A 17,772-nucleotide genomic window follows, 5' to 3' on the forward strand; every position below is an offset into this window, starting at 1 on the left:
GACCCTACGGGGTGACTGTTCAAGGGGTTGGCCAAGATCGGCCAACCCCTTCGACGTGGGGTGTCAGTGGGACGAAGTAGTCTTGAGCCCATGCCTGAACGCCGTACCGTCGCACTCGTCACTCTTGGCTGCGCCCGTAACGAGGTGGACTCGGAGGAGCTCGCAGGCCGCTTGGAGGCGGACGGCTGGCAACTCGTGGAGGACGCCGAGGACGCGGACGTCGCCGTCGTCAACACCTGTGGCTTTGTCGAGGCCGCCAAGAAGGACTCCGTAGACGCCCTCCTGGAAGCCAACGACCTCAAGGGGCACGGCAGAACGCAGGCCGTCGTGGCGGTGGGCTGCATGGCGGAGCGGTACGGCAAGGAACTCGCCGACGCGCTCCCCGAAGCCGACGGAGTGCTCGGCTTCGACGACTACGCCGACATCTCCGACCGCCTCCAGACCATCCTGAACGGCGGCATCCACGCCTCTCACACCCCGCGCGACCGCCGCAAGCTGCTGCCGATCAGCCCCGCCGAGCGGCAGGAGTCCGCCGCCGACGTCGCGCTGCCCGGTCACGGCCCGGCCGACCTCCCGGACGGCCTCGCGCCCGCCTCGGGCCCCCGCGCGCCCCTGCGCCGCCGCCTGGACGGCTCCCCGGTCGCCTCGGTGAAGCTCGCCTCCGGCTGCGACCGGCGCTGCTCCTTCTGCGCCATCCCGTCCTTCCGCGGCTCCTTCATCTCCCGCCGCCCGAGCGACGTCCTGAACGAGACGCGCTGGCTGGCCGAACAGGGCGTCAAGGAGATCATGCTGGTCTCCGAGAACAACACGTCCTACGGCAAGGACCTGGGCGACATCCGCCTCCTGGAGTCGCTGCTGCCCGAACTCGCGGACATCGACGGCCTGGAGCGCGTCCGCGTGAGCTACCTCCAGCCGGCTGAGATGCGCCCCGGGCTCATCGACGTGCTCACCTCGACCCCGAAGATCGCGCCCTACTTCGACCTGTCCTTCCAGCACTCCGCGCCCGACGTGCTGCGCTCCATGCGCCGCTTCGGCGACACCGACCGCTTCCTCGAACTGCTCGACACCATCCGCTCCAAGGCCCCCCAGGCCGGCGTGCGCTCGAACTTCATCGTCGGCTTCCCCGGCGAGAGCGAGTCCGACCTCGCCGAACTGGAGCGCTTCCTCAACGGCGCCCGCCTGGACGCCATCGGTGTCTTCGGCTACTCCGACGAGGAGGGCACGGAGGCGGCGACGTACGACAAGAAGCTCGACCAGGACGTCGTGGACGCGCGGCTCGCGCACATCTCCCGGCTGGCCGAGGAACTGGTCTCGCAGCGCGCCGAAGAGCGCGTCGGCGAGACCGTTCACGTACTGGTGGAGTCGGTGGACTCCGAGGACGGCGTCTACGGCCGCGGCGAGCACCAGGCGCCGGAAACGGACGGCCAGGTGCTGCTCACGAGCGGCGAGGGCCTGAGCGTCGGCCGTATGGTCGAGGCGAAGGTGGTCGGTACGGAAGGTGTCGACCTGGTGGCCGAGCCGCTCCAGGGCTCGCTCGCGTGTAGTGAGGAGGCGGGCAGATGACCGGAGTCCCGGCATCGGCGGCGGGCGGCACCTCCAGCGCGAACGGCGCGCCCGCGAGCGCGGGTTCCGGTGCGGCCTCCGGTGGCGCCCCTTCCGGCGCGATGTCGGGCAGTGTCTCCGGCGGTGTCCCCTCCGGGGGAGTCTCGGCCGGGAGCACGCCTTCCGGTAGTGGTGCGGTTTCGGGTGCGGCGGCTTCCGGTGGTCCGGTTCCCGGTGGGGCTTCGGCCGGGGGTGCCTCTTCTGGCGGCGCCTCGACCGGTGGTGTCCCGGCCGGTGTCCCCGACTCGGGTGGGCCCGGCGGCCCGAAGCCGGCGCGCGGTGCGAAGGTCGTCGCCGCCGCCGTCAACCAGGCGAGCGTCTGGAACATCGCCAACTTCCTGACCATGCTCCGGCTGCTCCTCGTGCCCGGCTTCGTCGCCCTGATGCTGGCCGACGGCGGGTACGACCCGGCGATGCGCTCGCTCGCCTGGGCGGCCTTCGCCATCGCGATGATCACCGACCTCTTCGACGGCCATCTCGCGCGCACCTACGACCTCGTCACCGACTTCGGGAAGATCGCCGACCCCATCGCCGACAAGGCGATCATGGGCGCGGCGCTGATCTGCCTGTCCTCGCTCGGCGATCTCCCGTGGTGGGTGACCGTCGTCATCCTCGGCCGGGAACTCGGGATCACGCTGCTGCGTTTTCTCGTCATCCGGTACGGCGTCATTCCCGCGTCGCGCGGCGGCAAGCTGAAGACGCTCACCCAGGGCGTGGCGGTCGGAATGTATGTGCTGGCGCTCACGGGGTGGCTGGCCACCCTGAGGTTCTGGGTGATGGCCGCGGCGGTGATTCTGACCGTGCTGACCGGGCTCGACTATGTGAGACAGGCCATTGTGCTGCGCAGGCAGGGAATCGCCGAGCGACTGGCGGCGGCGGAGGAGACGGAAGCGTGAGTTCCACGGCCACTGAAGTGGTGCGACTACTGACGGTGAGCGGTGCGACGCTCGCTGTCGCCGAGTCGCTCACCGGTGGTCTGGTTGCGGCGGAGATCACATCGGTGCCCGGAGCCTCCAAGGCCTTCCGCGGTTCGGTCACCGCCTACGCCACCGAACTGAAGCACCAGCTGCTCGGTGTCGACGCCGTCCTGCTGGCCGAGCGCGGAGCCGTAGACGCGCAGGTCGCGGCCCAGATGGCGGCCGGAGTGCGGAAGGCGCTGGGCGCCGACTGGGGCGTCGCCACAACCGGTGTGGCGGGCCCGGAGCCACAGGACGGGCAGCCCGTGGGCACCGTTTTCGTGGCCGTGGACGGACCCTTTGGTCCGGATTCGAATGCCGCCGGTGGCGGGAAAGTGGTCGCGCTGCGGTTGAACGGCGGCCGGGCGGAAATTCGTATGGAGAGTGTACGGAGCGTACTCGCGCTGCTTCTGGAGCGGCTCGTGAGCGAACAGACCGGGAATGAGCGGGCACAGGATACGGAACAGAACGGGGGGTTTTGATGTTTGCAGCCCTGAGTGAACACGACATCGCTCCCCGCACGGCCGCGGCGCAAGGCGGTACGGTGGGGCGAGAAGGATGCGGCTACGCGGTCCGAGGAGGGAGCCACCGATGATTCTGCTCCGTCGCCTGCTGGGTGACGTGCTGCGTCGGCAGCGCCAGCGCCAGGGCCGTACTCTGCGCGAAGTCTCCTCGTCCGCCCGAGTCTCACTCGGCTATCTCTCTGAGGTGGAGCGGGGGCAGAAGGAGGCTTCCTCCGAACTGCTCTCCGCCATCTGCGACGCGCTGGACGTACGGATGTCCGAGCTCATGCGGGAAGTGAGCGACGAACTCGCTCTCGCCGAGCTGGCCCAGTCTGCTGCGGCCACCGATTCCGTACCCACGTCGGTACGCCCGATGCTGGGTTCCGTGTCGGTGACCGGTGTGCCACCGGAACGGGTGACCATCAAGGCCCCAGCCGAAGCGGTGGACGTGGTCGCCGCGTGATGCCGACGCCGGTCTGAGCCGTCCGAACCGATGGCGTACCGACCGGCACCGAAGATGTGCTGAAGGCCCCCGGCCGGGGCTTCTCCAGTGAGAACCGGAGAGGCGCGGTCGGGGTCTTTCGCATTCCGGGCGCCTTCCGTGGTCGGGCGCGTCGCCGGTCCGTGGCGGTCCGTTTGCCGGTGTGGCCCAGTGCGGTCATGGTGGAGGCGAGTGGTGCGTCCGTGTGCCGTCGACGCGCCCTCCTCGCGGGTCACCGCGGCGGTCTGGCGTCCGGCTGGAGGTGGTGGCGGCCATGGCGGGGCGGATAGCGCGCTGGGGGGCTGCGCTGGGACTCGGGGCGCTGTGGTGGTGGGCCGTGCTGCGGCTCGCCCTGACACCGCACGCGGGCGCCCTGGAGGGGGCGGTCGCGGCCGGGGGATGGGGGCTCAGCCTGCTCCCCGTGCACTGCATGCCCAAGGCGCGGGCGGCCGGTGCCGTGGCGGCCGGGCGGTGGAGGGCGGCCTGGCGGACGTCGGCCGCCGACGAGGCGCCCGTCACCACGGCATCGCCACCCCTCCGTTCGGACGGAGGATCTGACCCGTCGTGAACGACGACGCGTCGGACGCCAGATACAGCACGGCCTGGGCGATGTCCTCCGGCTCGCCCACCCGGCCCAGCGGCGACAACCGGGACATCATCGCTTCGATACGGGCCTGCTCCTCGCCCTCGTGGCGATCGGTCATGGGCGTGCGGATCCAGCCCGGCGCGACGGCGTTGACCCGGATGCCCTGTCGCCCGACCTCCGTCGCGAGCGTCTTCGTCAGCTGGACGACGGCCGCCTTCGCGGCGCTGTAGCACAGCAGCCCCGATCCTCCGGTGTCGATCGCGCCCGAGGTCATCGTGACGATGCTGCCCCTGGTGCCCCGGTCGAGCATCAGCCGGGCCGCCTCCTGGCAGGCGTACAGGACGCCCTTGAAGTTGACGTTCAGCACCCGGTCGAGATCCTCGTCCCGGGTCTCCAGCACCGTGCTGCGGTGCATGATGCCGGCGACCGCCGCCATCACATGCAGTTCCTCGCAGGACTCGACGGCCTGCCGGACCTGAGCGCGGTCGGTGACGTCGAGGTGGTGGGTGCGGGCGGTGCCGCCCTTGTCCTTGATGAGGGTCGCCGTCTCGTGCAGGCCCTGGGCGTCACGGTCGGCGCAGTGCACGACGGCACCCGCCTCGGCGAGCAGCACGGCCGACGCGCGGCCGATACCGCTGGCGGCGCCGGTGACGAAAGCGGTGCGTCCGGTGAGGTCGTACACCTTGACGGGCATGCAGCGACGGTACGAGGGTTTCTGACGGGTCGTCAATTAGTCGTACGGTGCTGGGTTCCGCGAGGTGGTGAGGTGCCCGGGGCCGGTCCTACCTGGCAGGTCGGGCACCAGTAGGTGGGGCGTTCGCGGGAGCCGTCGCCCTGGTCGGCCGTGCGGATCGGGGTGCCGCAGCGCAGACAGGGGCGGGGTGCGCGGCCGTACACGAACAGGTCGGGGGTGTGGAGGCCGCCTGTGGTGCGATGCGTGGAACGGTTCGTGATGGTGCCGGTGGTGTTGCGGGCCGGGCGGTCGCGGTTGGCTTCCAGGAGGCGCTTGGCGATGGCGGGGAGCTTCGCGGCGCGCTCGGCGGGGAGGGCGCCGATGGGGAGCCAGGGGGTGGCGCCGAGGAGGAAGCAGAGTTCGCTCTTGTAGATGTTGCCGATACCGGCCAGGTTGCGCTGGTCGAGCAGGGCCTCGCCGAGGGGGCGGGAAGGGTCGGCGAGGAGGTTGGCCAAGGCCTGCTCGGGGTTCCAGTCGGGGCCCAGGAGGTCGGGGCCGAGATGGCCCACCGCGCGGTGTTCGTCGGTGGTGCGGAGGAGTTCCAGGACGGGGAGGCGGTAGCCGACGGCCGTACGGTCGGCGGTGCCCAGGATCACCCGGATCTGGTGGGCCGGGCCGCCACCGCTCCAGCGCTGACCGTTGGCGTACACGCGCCAGGTGCCGTCCATGCGCAGGTGCGAGTGGAGGGTGAGGCCGCCCTCGACACGGGTCAGCAGGTGCTTGCCCCTAGGGGTGACGTCCAGGACGGTACGGCCGGTGAGGTCCGCCGTCGCGTACTGGGGGACCCTGAAGTCGCTGCGGGTCAGCACCTTGCCCGCGAGGGCCGTGTGCAGGCGCTTCGCGGTCTGCCAGACGGTGTCCCCTTCAGGCATGGGACAAGGGTGGCATGCGGCGATGAGGGACGCTTCGGCTCATGCGCGCAGGCGCAGGCCGCGCGGTGTCGCGATGAAGCCCGCTCCTTCCAGGAGAGTGCCGATGGGGGAGGTCAGGGCCGAAGCGCCGTTGACGCGCTCCACTGTCACCGTGCCGAGCGAACCGGCGCGGGCCGCCGCCGCGAGGGCTTCGGCGGCCCCCTGGAGGCGTGGGTCCTCGGTGGCCGCGGTGTCCGGCGCGGAGGGCCAGGCGAGCAGGGTCTTGCCGCCGCGCTCCATGTACAGCGTCAGCTCACCGTCCACGAGCACGACGAGCGAGCCGGCCTTGCGCCCCGGCTTGTGCCCGGCGCCGGTCGGCGGCTCGGGCCACGGCAGGGCGGCGCCGTACGCGTTCGCCGGGTCGGCGGCGGCCAGGACCACGGCTCGGGCGGCCAGGGAGATGCGTCGGGCGGGTAGGGGTGCGTAGGGGGAGGCGTTGTTGCTCCGGGGCGCCGGGGCGGGGAAGTCGCGGGGCGAGACGTAGTCGCCCGGGGACGGGGGGTGGGAGGAGGCGGAGCCGTGTGGTCGTGCGCTGGGCCCGGTCGGTGCGCCCGTGTCGTCGAGGTCGTCGAAGTCGGTGAACGGGCCGAAGGCGTCGGCGAAGTCGTGGACTCCGGAGGGGGTGGGTGTGTGCTGACCGTGAGGGTCGGGGGAGTCGTAGGGGGGCGGTGTCGCAGTGGTGCGGGCGGCCGGACCGGAGCGTGGCGCGGGTGAGGTGCCGAGGGCGGCCCCGAAGCCGTAGGGGTCGTTGTCCATGGTGTCCGGGGTGGGCAGGTCGTCGCCCCGGTCGCGGGCGTTGGCGACCGCGCGGAGGCGGTCCACCGCGCCGTCCATCGCGAACTGGGCGGCGCCGAGCCCCTCCACGACATAGCCGCGCCGCGCCTGACCGCTGTCCTCGAAGGCGGACAGGACGCGGTACGTCGCCGAGAAGCCGCCTTCGACCCCCTCCGCGGCGACCGCTCCCCGGGTCACCACGCCATGTCGGTCGAGCAGGGTGCGGGCCAGCGCGTGGGCACGCACGGTGGGGTCCGGTTCATGGGCGGGGAGCAGGGACCAGCGGCCGGCGACGGTCGGAGGGCCGGTGCGGGAGGCCGGGCGGGCCGCGGCGGTGAGGGAGCCGTAGCGCCCGCGCGGGACGGTGCGCTTCGCGCGGTGGGCCGTGGCACCCGCCGTGCGGCCGGAGCCCAGCAGGGAGCGCATGGGGGCGAGTGTGTCGTTCGTGAGCCGTCCCGACCAGGCCAGGTCCCAGATGGCGTCGGCCAGTTGGGGATCGGTGGCGTCGGGGTGGGTGGTCGCGCGGATCTGGTCGGCGATCTGGCGGAAGAAGAGGCCGTAGCCGCCGGAGAGGGTGTCCAGGACGGACTGGTGCAGTGCCGTGAGTTCGAGCGGGTGCGGGGGCGGGAGGAGCAAGGGGGCCGCGTCCGCCAGGTAGAGGGAGATCCAGCCGTCCTTGCCGGGGAGCGAGCCCGCGCCCGCCCACACCAGCTCACCGGCGGAGGTGAGTTCGTCGAGCATGGCGGGTGCGTAGCCCGCCACACGCGACGGCAGCACCAGCTTCTCCAGGGCGGACGCGGGCACCGAGGCACCCTGCAACTGCTCTACGGCGCGCACCAGTCCGTCGATGCCACGCAGTCCGTGGCCCTTCCCGATGTGCTGCCACTGGGGGAGGAACTGCGCGAGCGCGGCCGGCGGCACCGGCTCCAACTCGTGCCGCAGCGCGGCCAGGGAACGGCGGCGCAGACGCCGCAGCACCGTCGCGTCGCACCACTCCTGCCCGATGCCGGCCGGGTGGAACTCCCCTTGCACGACCCGGCCGTTGGCCGCGAGCCGCTGCAACGCGCCCTCGGTGACCGCCACGCCCAGCCCGAAGCGGGCGGCGGCCGTCGCCGACGTGAACGGGCCGTGGGTGCGGGCGTGCCGTGCCAGGAGGTCGCCGAGCGGGTCCTTGACCGGTTCGGTGAAGGCCTCCGGGACACCGACTGGTAGCGCCGTGCCCAGCGCGTCGCGCAGACGGCCCGCGTCCTCGATCGCCGCCCAGTGGTCGGCGCCGCCGATACGGACCCGGATCGCGCGCCGCGCGGAGGCGAGGTCGTGGGCCCACCGCGGTGCCGCGCCCCGCTCGGCCAACTCGGCGTCGGTGAGCGGCCCGAGCATCCGCAGCAGATCGGCGACGCCCTCGGCGTCCTTGACGCGGCGGTCCTCGGTGAGCCACTGGAGCTCCCGCTCCAGCTCGGTGAGCACTTCGGCGTCGAGGAGCTCGCGCAGCTCCGCCTGGCCGAGCAGCTCGGCCAGCAGCCGGGAGTCCAGGGACAGGGCGGCGGCCCGGCGCTCGGCGAGCGGCGAGTCTCCCTCGTACAGGAACTGGGCGACGTACCCGAAGAGGAGAGAGCGGGCGAAGGGGGACGGCTCCGGGGTGGTGACCTCGACGAGACGGACCTTGCGGGACTCCAGGTCGCCCATCAGCTCGGTGAGCCCTGGGACGTCGAAGACGTCCTGGAGGCACTCGCGGACCGCCTCCAGGACGATCGGGAACGAGCCGAACTCACTTGCCACCTGGAGCAGTTGGGCCGCCCGCTGGCGCTGCTGCCACAACGGGGTGCGCTTGCCGGGGTTGCGGCGCGGCAGCAGCAGCGCGCGGGCGGCGCACTCGCGGAAGCGGGCCGCGAACAGGGCCGAGCCGCCGACCTGGTCGGTGACGATCTGATCGACCTCGCCCTTGTCGAAGGCGACGTCCGCCGCGCCCACGGGGGCCTGGTCGGCGTCGTACTCCGTGCCCGCCTTCATGGGTTCCTGGTCGAGCAGGTCCAGGCCCATCAGGTCGGCGTCGGGCAGGCGCAGCACGATGCCGTCGTCCGCGTGCATCACCTGGGCGTCCATGCCGTAGCGCTCGGAGAGTCGGGCGCCGAGGGCGAGGGCCCAGGGGGCGTGGACCTGGGCGCCGAAGGGCGAGTGGATGACCACGCGCCAGTCGCCGAGCTCGTCGCGGAAGCGCTCCACGACGATCGTGCGGTCGTCCGGGATGTGACCGCAGGCCTCACGCTGCTCCGCCAGGTACGACAGCACATTCTCCGCGGCCCAAGCGTCGAGGCCCGCGGCGAGGAGGCGCAGGCGGGCGTCCTCCTTGGGCTGGGAGCCGACCTCGCGGAGGAACGCGCCCACCGCGCGGCCCAGTTCGAGCGGGCGGCCCAGCTGGTCGCCCTTCCAGAAGGGGAGCCGGCCGGGTACGCCGGGCGCGGGGGAGACCAGGACGCGGTCGCGGGTGATGTCCTCGATCCGCCAGGAGCTGGTGCCGAGGGTGAAGACATCGCCCACGCGGGACTCGTAGACCATCTCCTCGTCCAGCTCGCCGACCCGGCCGCCGCCCTTCTTGGGGTCGGCGCCGGCGAGGAAGACCCCGAAGAGACCGCGGTCGGGGATCGTGCCCCCGGAGGTGACGGCGAGGCGCTGCGCCCCGGGGCGGCCGGTGATCGTGCCGGCGATGCGGTCCCACACCACGCGCGGACGCAACTCGGCGAAGGCGTCCGACGGATAGCGGCCCGCGAGCATGTCCAGCACGGCGGTGAACGCCGACTCCGGGAGCGAGGCGAAGGGCGCGGCGCGACGGACCGTGGCGAGCAGGTCGTCGACCTGCCAGGTGTCCAGCGCCGTCATCGCGACGAGCTGCTGGGCGAGAACGTCCAGGGGGTTCGCGGGCACCTTGAGGGACTCGATCGAGCCCGTGCGCATCCGCTCGGTGACCACGGCGGCCTGGACGAGGTCGCCCCGGTACTTCGGAAACACCACGCCCGTGGAGACCGCGCCGACCTGGTGTCCCGCGCGGCCCACACGCTGGAGGCCGGAGGCCACGGAGGGCGGGGACTCCACCTGGACGACGAGATCGACGGCGCCCATGTCGATGCCCAGCTCCAGACTGGACGTGGCCACCACGGCGGGGAGCCGGCCCGCCTTGAGGTCCTCCTCGACCTGGGCGCGCTGCTCCTTGGAGACCGAGCCGTGATGGGCGCGGGCGATGACCGGGGGCGCGCCCTGGGCGGCCCCGGAGCCGCCCATCAGCTCGGCCGGCGCGTGGTGCTCGTCCAGGGGCTCGCCGGTCGCCCGCTCGTAGGCGATCTCGTTGAGCCGGTTGCACAGCCGCTCCGCCAGGCGGCGCGAGTTGGCGAACACGATCGTCGAACGATGGGACTGGACGAGGTCGGCGATGCGCTCCTCGACATGCGGCCAGATCGACGGCCTCTCCGCGCCCTCGCCGCCGTCGGCGACCGGGGAGCCGCCCAACTCGCCCAGATCCTCGACCGGGACGACCACGGAGAGGTCGAACTCCTTGCCCGACTTCGGCTGGACGATCTCCACCTTGCGGCGCGGGGAGAGATAGCGGGCGACCTCGTCGACCGGACGCACCGTCGCCGACAGGCCGATACGGCGGGCCGGCCTCGGCAGCAGCTCGTCCAGCCGCTCCAGGGTCAGTGCGAGATGCGCGCCCCGCTTGGTGCCCGCGACCGCGTGCACCTCGTCCAGGATCACCGTCTCGATGCCGGTCAGCGCGTCGCGCGTGGCCGACGTCAGCATCAGGAACAGGGACTCCGGAGTGGTGATCAGGATGTCCGGCGGGCGTGTGGACAGGGCACGGCGCTCGGCGGGCGGGGTGTCGCCGGAGCGGATGCCGACCTTGATCTCGGGCTCCGGCAGGCCCAGGCGGACGGATTCCTGGCGGATGCCGGTGAGCGGAGAGCGGAGATTGCGCTCCACGTCGACCGCGAGGGCTTTGAGCGGAGACACGTACAGGACGCGGCAGCGCTTCTTCGGGTCGGCGGGCGGGGGCGTCGCGGCGAGCTGGTCCAGCGCGGCGAGGAACGCGGCCAGGGTCTTGCCGGAGCCGGTCGGGGCGACCACCAGCACGTCCGAGCCCTCGCCGATGGCCCGCCACGCGCCCGCCTGGGCCGCGGTGGGCGCGGAGAACGCCCCCGTGAACCAGCCGCGGGTCGCGGGGGAGAAGCCGTCGAGGGCTCGGTGTGCGGAGCTGACCATGCGTCCATCCTGCACCCGACCACTGACAATGCGTCTGACCTGCGGGAATTTGACCGTGATGGCTCGCAGGACCGTTTCGGTCCCGGTCGGCCGCCGTGGCGGAGAATGGGCGTATGGCGGGTTCGGGCGAGCGGGCGAGGCACTGGCGGTACACGGAGCTGCCCGGGGTCGACCTGCTCCGGGCCCGGTACATCCGCAAGACCTTCGTACGGCACACGCACGAGAACTTCGTCATCGCCGCCATCGCGGACGGCGCCGAGGTGTTCCACCACGGCGGGACCGATGTCTACGCCGGCGCGGGAGCGCTCGCGCTGGTGAACCCGGACACCCCGCACACGGGCCGGGCCGGTGTTCCCGAGGGCTGGCGGTACGGAGCCGTCTACCCGCCGCCCGAAGTGGTGGCCGCGATAGCCGCCGAGACCACCTCGATCCGCGGCACTCCCGGCTTCGTCAGCCCCGTGCTCGACGACCCCTACACCGTCGGGCTCGTCCACCAGATCCTGCGCGCGGCCGACGAGGGCAACGCGCTCGCCGCCGACACCCTGCTGCGGGTCGCCGTCACGAGGTTGCTCCGCCTGAACGGCGGTGTGCTGCCCCAGCGCGCCGTGCCCACGGCGGGCGGCCGGGTCGCCGCACGCGCGCGTGCCGTGCTGGAGGAACGGATGGTGGATCCACCCACCCTGGAGCAGCTCGCCGGGGACCTGGAGACCAGCCCGTTCGCGCTGCTGCGCGCGTTCCGGGGCGCCTACGGGATGCCGCCGCACACCTGGCTGACCGACGCCCGGGTACGCCGGGCACGCCGCCTCCTGGACGCGGGCACGGCGCCCGCGGAGGCCGCCGTCGCCGTCGGGTTCACGGACCAGCCGCACCTCAACCGGCACTTCGCGCGGATCGTCGGCGTACCCCCGGGCGCGTACCAGAAGGAGCGCAAGAACGTACAAGACGCGGAGCCGCGACTGCTCCTACCGTCCGACATGTGTCAGAACAGATCGCTTCAGCAGACGTCCGAGCCGGAACGGGAGGAGCACCGCACTCCGACGCCGGGGGGAAACCGGACTCCGCCGTCGTACGGGACGCCCTCGGAGTCGGAGTCGCCGTAGGGCTGTCCGGGTTCGCCTTCGGGGTGACCTCGGCCGGTGGCGGGCTCACCCTGCCGCAGACCTGCGCCCTCAGCCTCCTGGTGTTCACCGGTGCCTCGCAGTTCGCGCTCGTGGGGGCGCTCGCGGCCGGTGGCAATCCGCTCACCGCGGCGGCGGGCGCCTTCTTCCTCGGTGTGCGCAACACCTTCTACGGGCTGCGGCTGTCGCAGTTGCTGGCCCTCCCGCGCGCGGTGCGGCCGTTCGCCGCCCAGTGGGTCATCGACGAGACGACCGCCGTCACCCTCGCGCAGCCCACACGACGTGCCGCGCGGATCGGGTTCACCGTCACCGGGCTCACCCTGTACGTGCTGTGGAACCTCACCACGCTGCTCGGCGCGCTCGGCGCCAAGGCCATCGGGGACACCGACGCCTGGGGCCTCGACGCGGCCGGTCCCGCCGTCTTCCTGGCGCTGCTCGCACCCATGCTCAGAACCACCATCGAGCGGGCCGTCGCCGCACTCGCGGTCCTCCTGGGACTGGGACTGCTGCCCGTGCTGCCGGCCGGGGTACCGGTCCTGGCAGCGGCTCTCGCGGCGCCGATCGCCCTCTACGTAGCGGGCCGTCGACAGGGTGGCACACGCCGACAGGCCGGCACACGCGACAACGCACAGGAGGAAGACCGTTGACCGTCTGGATCGCGATAGCGGCGACCGCCCTCGGCTGCTACGTCGTCAAGCTGGCCGGACTCCTGGTACCCGCCGGCGCCCTGGAACGCCCGCTGGTGAGGCGGCTCGCCGCCCTGCTGCCCGTCGCGCTCCTCGCCGCGCTCACGGCCCAGCAGACCTTCGCGGACGGGCACACGCTCGTGCTCGACGCCCGGGCCGCGGGGCTCGCCGCTGCCGCCGTGGCGCTGGTGCTGCGGGCTCCCTTCCTGCTCGTCGTCGCGGCGGCCGTGCTGGTGACCGCGGGGGTGCGGGCCCTGGGCGGCTGAGGTGCCCCCGGTTCAGCCCACGGAGCGGCCGTACGCCCTCAGGGTGCGCAGGGCCTCGATCGTCACCATGGGGCGTGCCTCCAGGGCGATGCCCGGAGCCCACTGGCGCCAGCGGATCGGCCAGCCGCCGTCCTCCTGCTGGCCGGCCGACAGATGGTCCAGGGAGCGGGCCATCTCGTCGTCCGTGAACCACGCGCGCGCGAGGGAACCCGGCGTCTTCGCGTAGTCGTGCGGGAAGTGGTGCTCGCCCGGCGCGTAACCGGGGGCTACCGGGTAGTCCTCCAGGTGCTCCGGGTCGAGGGCGGCGAGCCGGTGTTCGCGCACCAGGCGGCCGAGCCGGTCGGCGGTGGCCTCCGCGCGCGGGCGGTCGGGCGCCGAGTCCAGGAAGGCGACGGCCGCCTCGATCTCGTAGGGGTGCGACTTCTCCAGGGAGTCGACGGCCTGCCAGCAGAAGTCGGTCGCCCGGAACAGCCAGGCGTGCCACACCTCGTTGCGGTGCAGCAGGCCCACCACCGGCCCGGTGGCGAGGAGTTCACTGGGCGGGTCGTCCACCACCGGCACGAACGGCGCCGTCGGATAGCCGCGCTGGCCGGGATCGATCGCCGGCAGGGCGCCGTCGGCCCCGGACACCGAGGTCAGATAGCGGCACACCCGTTCCACCCGCTGCCCGCCGCAGCGCCCGATGGCGTCCAGGACGCGCAGCGCGTGCCCGGTGTGCAGCGGCTGGCTCACCGGGCCGCGCAGATCGGGCTCCAGCGCGTGCCCGTACCCGCCGTCCTCGTTGCGGTAGGCGTCGAGCGCGGTCTCCACCGGATCGGGCTCACCGTTGAGGAAGTGGTACGCGAAGAGGCGCTGCTCCAGCACGCGCGCGGTGAGCCACACGAAGTGCTCGGCGCGGAACAGCGGGGAGTGCGCCGGGGGCGTCGGGGGGAGTGGGGAAGCTCCTGTTTCGGCCATGGGTCAGACCGTAGGACGGAAAGCGGTCTCGGCAGGCGGTCCCGGGCCGGGCCCACTCTCAGGGGCGGGATACTGGTGTCATGCGGTTGACGGTCTTCTGGCAGCGGATGACGGAGCACTTCGGCGCGGGATACGCCGAGAGCTTCGCCCGCGATCACGTGATGACGGAACTCGGCGGGCGGACGGTGCACCAGGCGCTGGACGCGGGCTGGGAGGCCAAGGACGTGTGGCGCGTGGTCTGCGCGGTCATGAACGTTCCGCAGGAAAGTCGCTGATCGGTCACGAAGATCGCCCACGACGACCGGTTGTCAGTGGCGTAGGCGAGACTTGCCCCGTGGCATCCACTGACGAGACGGGGCACGACGCCCCGCAGGCACCCCCGTCCGGTACGACGCCGCCGACCCGGCCCCCGGCCGACGGCGCCGCGCCGGGCACCGGCATGCCGCGCTGGCTGCCGCGCGCCATGGTCCTGGCGCTCGCCCTCGTCGCCGTGTTCCAACTGGGCAGTTGGGCCTTCCACCAGCTCATCGGGCTGCTGATCAATATTCTCATCGCGTTCTTCCTGGCCCTCGCCATCGAACCCGCGGTGAGCCGGATGTCCGCCTACGGAATGCGCCGGGGCCTGGCCACCTTCCTGGTCTTCCTCGGCCTGCTGATCGTCTGCGCCGGGTTCGTCACCCTGCTCGGCTCGATGCTCGCCGGGCAGATCATCAAGATGATCGAGGACTTCCCGGACTACCTCGACTCCGTCATCAACTGGATCAACGGGCACTTCCACACCGACCTGAGACGGGTCGACATCCAGGAGGGGCTGCTCCACTCCGACTGGCTGCGCAAGTACGTGCAGAACAGCGCCAGCGGTGTGCTGGACGTGTCCACCCAGGTCCTCGGCGGCCTCTTCCAGCTGCTGACGATCGGCCTGTTCTCGTTCTACTTCGCCGCGGACGGGCCGCGACTGCGCCGCGCGCTGTGCTCCGTGCTGCCGCCCGCCCGGCAGGTCGAGGTGCTGCGCGCGTGGGAGATCGCCGTCGACAAGACCGGCGGCTACATATACTCCCGCGGTCTGATGGCGCTGGTCTCCGGAGTGGCGCACTACATCCTGCTCCAGGCGCTGGGCATCCCGTACGCGCCCGTGCTCGCCGTCTGGGTCGGTCTGGTCTCCCAGTTCATCCCGACCATCGGCACCTATCTCGCGGGCGCCCTGCCCATGCTGATCGCCTTCACCGTGGACCCCTGGTACGCCCTGTGGGTGCTGATCTTCGTCGTGGTCTACCAGCAGTTCGAGAACTACATGCTCCAGCCCAAGCTGACCGCGAAGACCGTCGACATCCACCCCGCGGTCGCCTTCGGCTCGGTCATCGCGGGCACCGCGCTCCTGGGCGCCGTGGGCGCGCTGATCTCCATCCCCGCCGTGGCCACGTTGCAGGCGTTCCTCGGGGCGTACGTGAAGCGGTACGCCGTCACGGACGACCCCCGGGTGCAGGGGCACCGGACGCCCCGAGGATCCGGCGGATCCGGTCTGCTGACCCGCGCGCGGGGAGTGTGGGAACAACGGTTGGGGACCAGGGGGCACACGGCATCGGCCGACTCTGTCGGAACGACGGACTCCGGGACGACGGACTCCGAGCCGACCGGCTCCGGACCGAGGGACTCCAAGCCGGAGGGCTCAGAGGAAGCCTCCTCCTGAGAGGTGACCCGGCGAGAAACACCGGGGCGTCGGGTCAGTACGTGAGCACCGCCCATACGCCCGCCCCGACCACCGCGACCGCGTAGCAGCCGACCGCGACGGCCACGGTCCGCAGGCGGGCCGTCTCGCTCCAGGACGTGCGGGACAGCAGCCAGGCCAGTGCCGGCAGGACCAGGACCGCGTGCAGGCTCACCCCGTGCAGCGGCTTGAGCGGCGCCGTCGAGTGGTAGGCCGCCTCCTGGTGACCCGTCCGGACGAGGACGACCCCGCGCGCGATCATCGCGGCGCCCGAGGCCAGCGCGACGAGCAGGATCGCGAACCCGGAACGCACCGCGAGCGCCATCCCCGTAGGACCCGTCGGCCGGTGCCGGAAGGACGCCACCGCGAACGCGGTGAGCAGCACCACGAGGACACCGCCGCCCACCGCGAGCGTCATGGACACCGCCGTGTCGAAGGGCGTCTCCATGTCGAGGTGCGACGGCACCCGGCGCCACGCCTGGACGGTGATGCCGCCCACCTCCACCACACAGTCGGCGGCGAACACGGCGAGCAGGACGGTGCGCGGCCGTTCCCCGACGCGCAGATACGACGTCACCCAGGTGACCGCGATCAGCGTCGCCCCGAAGGAGAGCCCGAACGTGACGGGCTTGCGCCATGAGACCGGCCCGTACCAGGGGCCGCCGGCGACCGCGAACACCACCAGGTGCACCAACCCGGTGAGGATCAACAGGGCACCGGTCGTAAGGCAGAGGCGCTCGACGGGGCGTGCGTGCTTCATCAGGACCCGAGTCATGGCCCGAGCCTCGCGGGAACCCGCCGCGCAGTCGTCGTACGACCGAAGACACCAGCTGTACGCCGAAGGAAGTAGGGCTCCCCGGCACCGGCACCGGGGTCGGTGTGACCGGGTGGGACAGATGACGTGAGTGCCGCGTGGTGCGCTTGACACGAAAATCGAACATCCATTCTTATGGAGGCTCCGGCGAGGCCATGACGGGCATTTCGGCAGGCTTTTGATGCCGAAGTGCCCGAGTTATCCACAGGCCGGACGGGCGTCGGGGCGCATTGTCAGTGGCAGGCGTTAGCGTCTTTGACGTGAAGCGATCGACTCAAGCAAACCGGGTGGAACCCATGGCAGGAACCGACCGCGAGAAGGCGTTGGACGCCGCACTCGCACAGATTGAACGGCAATTCGGCAAGGGCGCGGTGATGCGCCTGGGCGAGCGGCCGAACGAGCCCATCGAGGTCATCCCCACCGGGTCGACCGCACTCGACGTCGCCCTCGGTGTCGGCGGTCTGCCGCGCGGCCGAGTGGTGGAGGTCTACGGCCCGGAGTCCTCCGGCAAGACGACCCTGACCCTGCACGCGGTGGCCAATGCCCAGCGGGCCGGCGGCCAGGTCGCGTTCGTGGACGCGGAGCACGCCCTCGACCCCGAGTACGCGAAGAAGCTCGGCGTCGACATCGACAACCTGATCCTGTCCCAGCCGGACAACGGCGAGCAGGCCCTGGAGATCGTGGACATGCTGGTCCGCTCCGGCGCCCTCGACCTCATCGTCATCGACTCCGTCGCGGCGCTCGTCCCGCGCGCGGAGATCGAGGGCGAGATGGGTGACAGCCACGTCGGTCTTCAGGCCCGTCTGATGAGCCAGGCCCTGCGGAAGATCACCAGCGCGCTCAACCAGTCCAAGACCACCGCCATCTTCATCAACCAGCTCCGCGAGAAGATCGGCGTGATGTTCGGCTCCCCGGAGACCACGACCGGTGGCCGCGCGCTGAAGTTCTACGCTTCGGTGCGACTCGACATCCGCCGTATCGAGACCCTGAAGGACGGCACGGACGCGGTCGGCAACCGCACCCGCGTCAAGGTCGTCAAGAACAAGGTCGCCCCGCCCTTCAAGCAGGCCGAGTTCGACATCCTCTACGGACAGGGCATCAGCCGTGAGGGCGGCCTGATCGACATGGGCGTGGAGAACGGCTTCGTCCGCAAGGCCGGCGCCTGGTACACGTACGAGGGCGACCAGCTCGGCCAGGGCAAGGAGAACGCGCGCAACTTCCTGAAGGACAACCCGGACCTGGCCAACGAGATCGAGAAGAAGATCCTGGAGAAGCTGGGCGTGGGCGTCCGTCCGGAGAAGCCCGGCGCCGAGCCGGTCGCGGACGCGGCGGTCACCACCGCCACGGACGACGCCGCCAAGGCGGTGCCCGCTCCGGCGACTGCGGCCAAGACCACCAAGGCCAAGGCCGCGGCAGCCAAGAGCTGACC

At 71.8% G+C, this 17,772-nt stretch carries 16 protein-coding genes; 11 read left to right on the plus strand and 5 right to left on the minus strand.

All coding sequences use genetic code 11. From position 1 onward, the window contains the following. The first annotated feature begins 90 nt into the window (after window positions 1–90). From rimO to ACIQPR_RS40640, 5 genes are all read left to right on the plus strand, one after another. The gene (gene rimO / locus ACIQPR_RS40620; RefSeq protein WP_403659697.1) at window positions 91–1,563 is read left to right on the plus strand and encodes a 30S ribosomal protein S12 methylthiotransferase RimO; all 1,473 of its coding nucleotides are present in this window, start codon (window positions 91–93) and stop codon (window positions 1,561–1,563) included. Further along, on the plus strand, window positions 1,560–2,498 hold the full coding sequence (pgsA, locus tag ACIQPR_RS40625) for a CDP-diacylglycerol--glycerol-3-phosphate 3-phosphatidyltransferase (RefSeq protein ID WP_403659700.1): 939 nt from the start codon (window positions 1,560–1,562) through the stop codon (window positions 2,496–2,498). Before rimO ends, pgsA begins: the two co-directional genes overlap by 4 nt. After that, a complete protein-coding gene (locus tag ACIQPR_RS40630; RefSeq protein WP_403659703.1) occupies window positions 2,495–3,040 on the plus strand; it encodes a CinA family protein in 546 nt (181 codons plus the stop codon). Before pgsA ends, ACIQPR_RS40630 begins: the two co-directional genes overlap by 4 nt. Window positions 3,041–3,149: 109 nt before the next feature. After that, window positions 3,150–3,524, plus strand: a complete 375-nt coding sequence (locus ACIQPR_RS40635) for a helix-turn-helix domain-containing protein (RefSeq protein ID WP_019075583.1) — start codon at window positions 3,150–3,152, stop codon at window positions 3,522–3,524. 292 nt (window positions 3,525–3,816) lie between these two features. Then, window positions 3,817–4,110, plus strand: coding sequence for a hypothetical protein (locus ACIQPR_RS40640; RefSeq protein WP_403659706.1), 294 nt, complete (start codon window positions 3,817–3,819; stop codon window positions 4,108–4,110). Here the strand turns inward: ACIQPR_RS40640 and ACIQPR_RS40645 are convergent. From ACIQPR_RS40645 to ACIQPR_RS40655, 3 genes are read right to left on the minus strand one after another with little or no spacing between them, the layout of a single operon-like run. Further along, window positions 4,058–4,822 (minus strand): SDR family NAD(P)-dependent oxidoreductase, encoded by a 765-nt coding sequence (locus ACIQPR_RS40645; RefSeq protein ID WP_403659709.1) that lies wholly within the window; start codon window positions 4,820–4,822, stop codon window positions 4,058–4,060. The two genes, ACIQPR_RS40640 and ACIQPR_RS40645, sit on opposite strands and share 53 nt — an antisense overlap. Window positions 4,823–4,854: 32 nt before the next feature. Next, window positions 4,855–5,733, minus strand: coding sequence for an Fpg/Nei family DNA glycosylase (locus ACIQPR_RS40650; protein ID WP_403659712.1), 879 nt, complete (start codon window positions 5,731–5,733; stop codon window positions 4,855–4,857). A 39-nt stretch (window positions 5,734–5,772) separates the two neighbouring features. After that, window positions 5,773–10,797 (minus strand): ATP-dependent helicase, encoded by a 5,025-nt coding sequence (locus ACIQPR_RS40655; RefSeq protein WP_403659715.1) that lies wholly within the window; start codon window positions 10,795–10,797, stop codon window positions 5,773–5,775. A gap of 113 nt (window positions 10,798–10,910) precedes the next feature. Here ACIQPR_RS40655 and ACIQPR_RS40660 point away from each other — a divergent pair, with 113 nt between their 5' ends. Genes ACIQPR_RS40660 through ACIQPR_RS40670 form a run of 3 tightly spaced genes read left to right on the plus strand, consistent with a single transcriptional unit; the run spans window position 10,911 to window position 12,867 of the window. Then, window positions 10,911–11,897, plus strand: coding sequence for an AraC family transcriptional regulator (locus tag ACIQPR_RS40660; protein WP_403659718.1), 987 nt, complete (start codon window positions 10,911–10,913; stop codon window positions 11,895–11,897). Beyond that, the gene (locus ACIQPR_RS40665) at window positions 11,786–12,562 is read left to right on the plus strand and encodes an AzlC family ABC transporter permease (RefSeq protein ID WP_403660279.1); all 777 of its coding nucleotides are present in this window, start codon (window positions 11,786–11,788) and stop codon (window positions 12,560–12,562) included. Before ACIQPR_RS40660 ends, ACIQPR_RS40665 begins: the two co-directional genes overlap by 112 nt. Next, on the plus strand, window positions 12,559–12,867 hold the full coding sequence (locus tag ACIQPR_RS40670) for an AzlD domain-containing protein (RefSeq protein WP_403659721.1): 309 nt from the start codon (window positions 12,559–12,561) through the stop codon (window positions 12,865–12,867). The genes ACIQPR_RS40665 and ACIQPR_RS40670 overlap by 4 nt, the downstream gene beginning before the upstream one ends. Before the next feature lie 12 nt (window positions 12,868–12,879). Here ACIQPR_RS40670 and ACIQPR_RS40675 read toward each other — a convergent pair whose 3' ends face one another. Then, window positions 12,880–13,824, minus strand: a complete 945-nt coding sequence (locus ACIQPR_RS40675) for a hypothetical protein (protein WP_403659723.1) — start codon at window positions 13,822–13,824, stop codon at window positions 12,880–12,882. Between the two features lie 80 nt (window positions 13,825–13,904). On the opposite strand from ACIQPR_RS40675, the gene ACIQPR_RS40680 reads away from it, so the two are divergent. Together ACIQPR_RS40680 and ACIQPR_RS40685 are read left to right on the plus strand one after the other, a co-directional pair. Further along, window positions 13,905–14,099: a DUF3046 domain-containing protein gene (locus ACIQPR_RS40680; RefSeq protein ID WP_403659726.1), complete on the plus strand. Its 195-nt coding sequence runs from the start codon at window positions 13,905–13,907 to the stop codon at window positions 14,097–14,099. A 59-nt stretch (window positions 14,100–14,158) separates the two neighbouring features. Further along, the gene (locus tag ACIQPR_RS40685; RefSeq protein WP_403659729.1) at window positions 14,159–15,511 is read left to right on the plus strand and encodes an AI-2E family transporter; all 1,353 of its coding nucleotides are present in this window, start codon (window positions 14,159–14,161) and stop codon (window positions 15,509–15,511) included. A 34-nt stretch (window positions 15,512–15,545) separates the two neighbouring features. Here ACIQPR_RS40685 and ACIQPR_RS40690 read toward each other — a convergent pair whose 3' ends face one another. Then, window positions 15,546–16,304 (minus strand): hypothetical protein, encoded by a 759-nt coding sequence (locus ACIQPR_RS40690; protein WP_403659732.1) that lies wholly within the window; start codon window positions 16,302–16,304, stop codon window positions 15,546–15,548. Between the two features lie 335 nt (window positions 16,305–16,639). On the opposite strand from ACIQPR_RS40690, the gene recA reads away from it, so the two are divergent. Then, a complete protein-coding gene (gene recA / locus ACIQPR_RS40695; RefSeq protein WP_403659735.1) occupies window positions 16,640–17,770 on the plus strand; it encodes a recombinase RecA in 1,131 nt (376 codons plus the stop codon). Window positions 17,771–17,772 lie beyond the last annotated feature (2 nt).

The organism is Streptomyces sp. NPDC091280, assembly GCF_044768565.1.
Classification (GTDB): Bacteria; Actinomycetota; Actinomycetes; order Streptomycetales; family Streptomycetaceae; genus Streptomyces.

Excerpts from the sequence above, each read along its gene's own strand:
- rimO (WP_403659697.1), top strand. The coding sequence starts at position 91 with ATGCCTGAACGCCGTACCGTCGCACTCGTCACTCTTGGCTGCGCCCGT.
- pgsA (WP_403659700.1), top strand. The coding sequence starts at position 1,560 with ATGACCGGAGTCCCGGCATCGGCGGCGGGCGGCACCTCCAGCGCGAAC.
- ACIQPR_RS40635 (WP_019075583.1), top strand. The coding sequence starts at position 3,150 with ATGATTCTGCTCCGTCGCCTGCTGGGTGACGTGCTGCGTCGGCAGCGC.
- ACIQPR_RS40640 (WP_403659706.1), top strand. The coding sequence starts at position 3,817 with ATGGCGGGGCGGATAGCGCGCTGGGGGGCTGCGCTGGGACTCGGGGCG.
- ACIQPR_RS40645 (WP_403659709.1), bottom strand. The coding sequence starts at position 4,822 with ATGCCCGTCAAGGTGTACGACCTCACCGGACGCACCGCTTTCGTCACC.
- ACIQPR_RS40650 (WP_403659712.1), bottom strand. The coding sequence starts at position 5,733 with ATGCCTGAAGGGGACACCGTCTGGCAGACCGCGAAGCGCCTGCACACG.
- ACIQPR_RS40655 (WP_403659715.1), bottom strand. The coding sequence starts at position 10,797 with ATGGTCAGCTCCGCACACCGAGCCCTCGACGGCTTCTCCCCCGCGACC.
- ACIQPR_RS40660 (WP_403659718.1), top strand. The coding sequence starts at position 10,911 with ATGGCGGGTTCGGGCGAGCGGGCGAGGCACTGGCGGTACACGGAGCTG.
- ACIQPR_RS40675 (WP_403659723.1), bottom strand. The coding sequence starts at position 13,824 with ATGGCCGAAACAGGAGCTTCCCCACTCCCCCCGACGCCCCCGGCGCAC.
- ACIQPR_RS40680 (WP_403659726.1), top strand. The coding sequence starts at position 13,905 with ATGCGGTTGACGGTCTTCTGGCAGCGGATGACGGAGCACTTCGGCGCG.
- ACIQPR_RS40690 (WP_403659732.1), bottom strand. The coding sequence starts at position 16,304 with ATGACTCGGGTCCTGATGAAGCACGCACGCCCCGTCGAGCGCCTCTGC.
- recA (WP_403659735.1), top strand. The coding sequence starts at position 16,640 with ATGGCAGGAACCGACCGCGAGAAGGCGTTGGACGCCGCACTCGCACAG.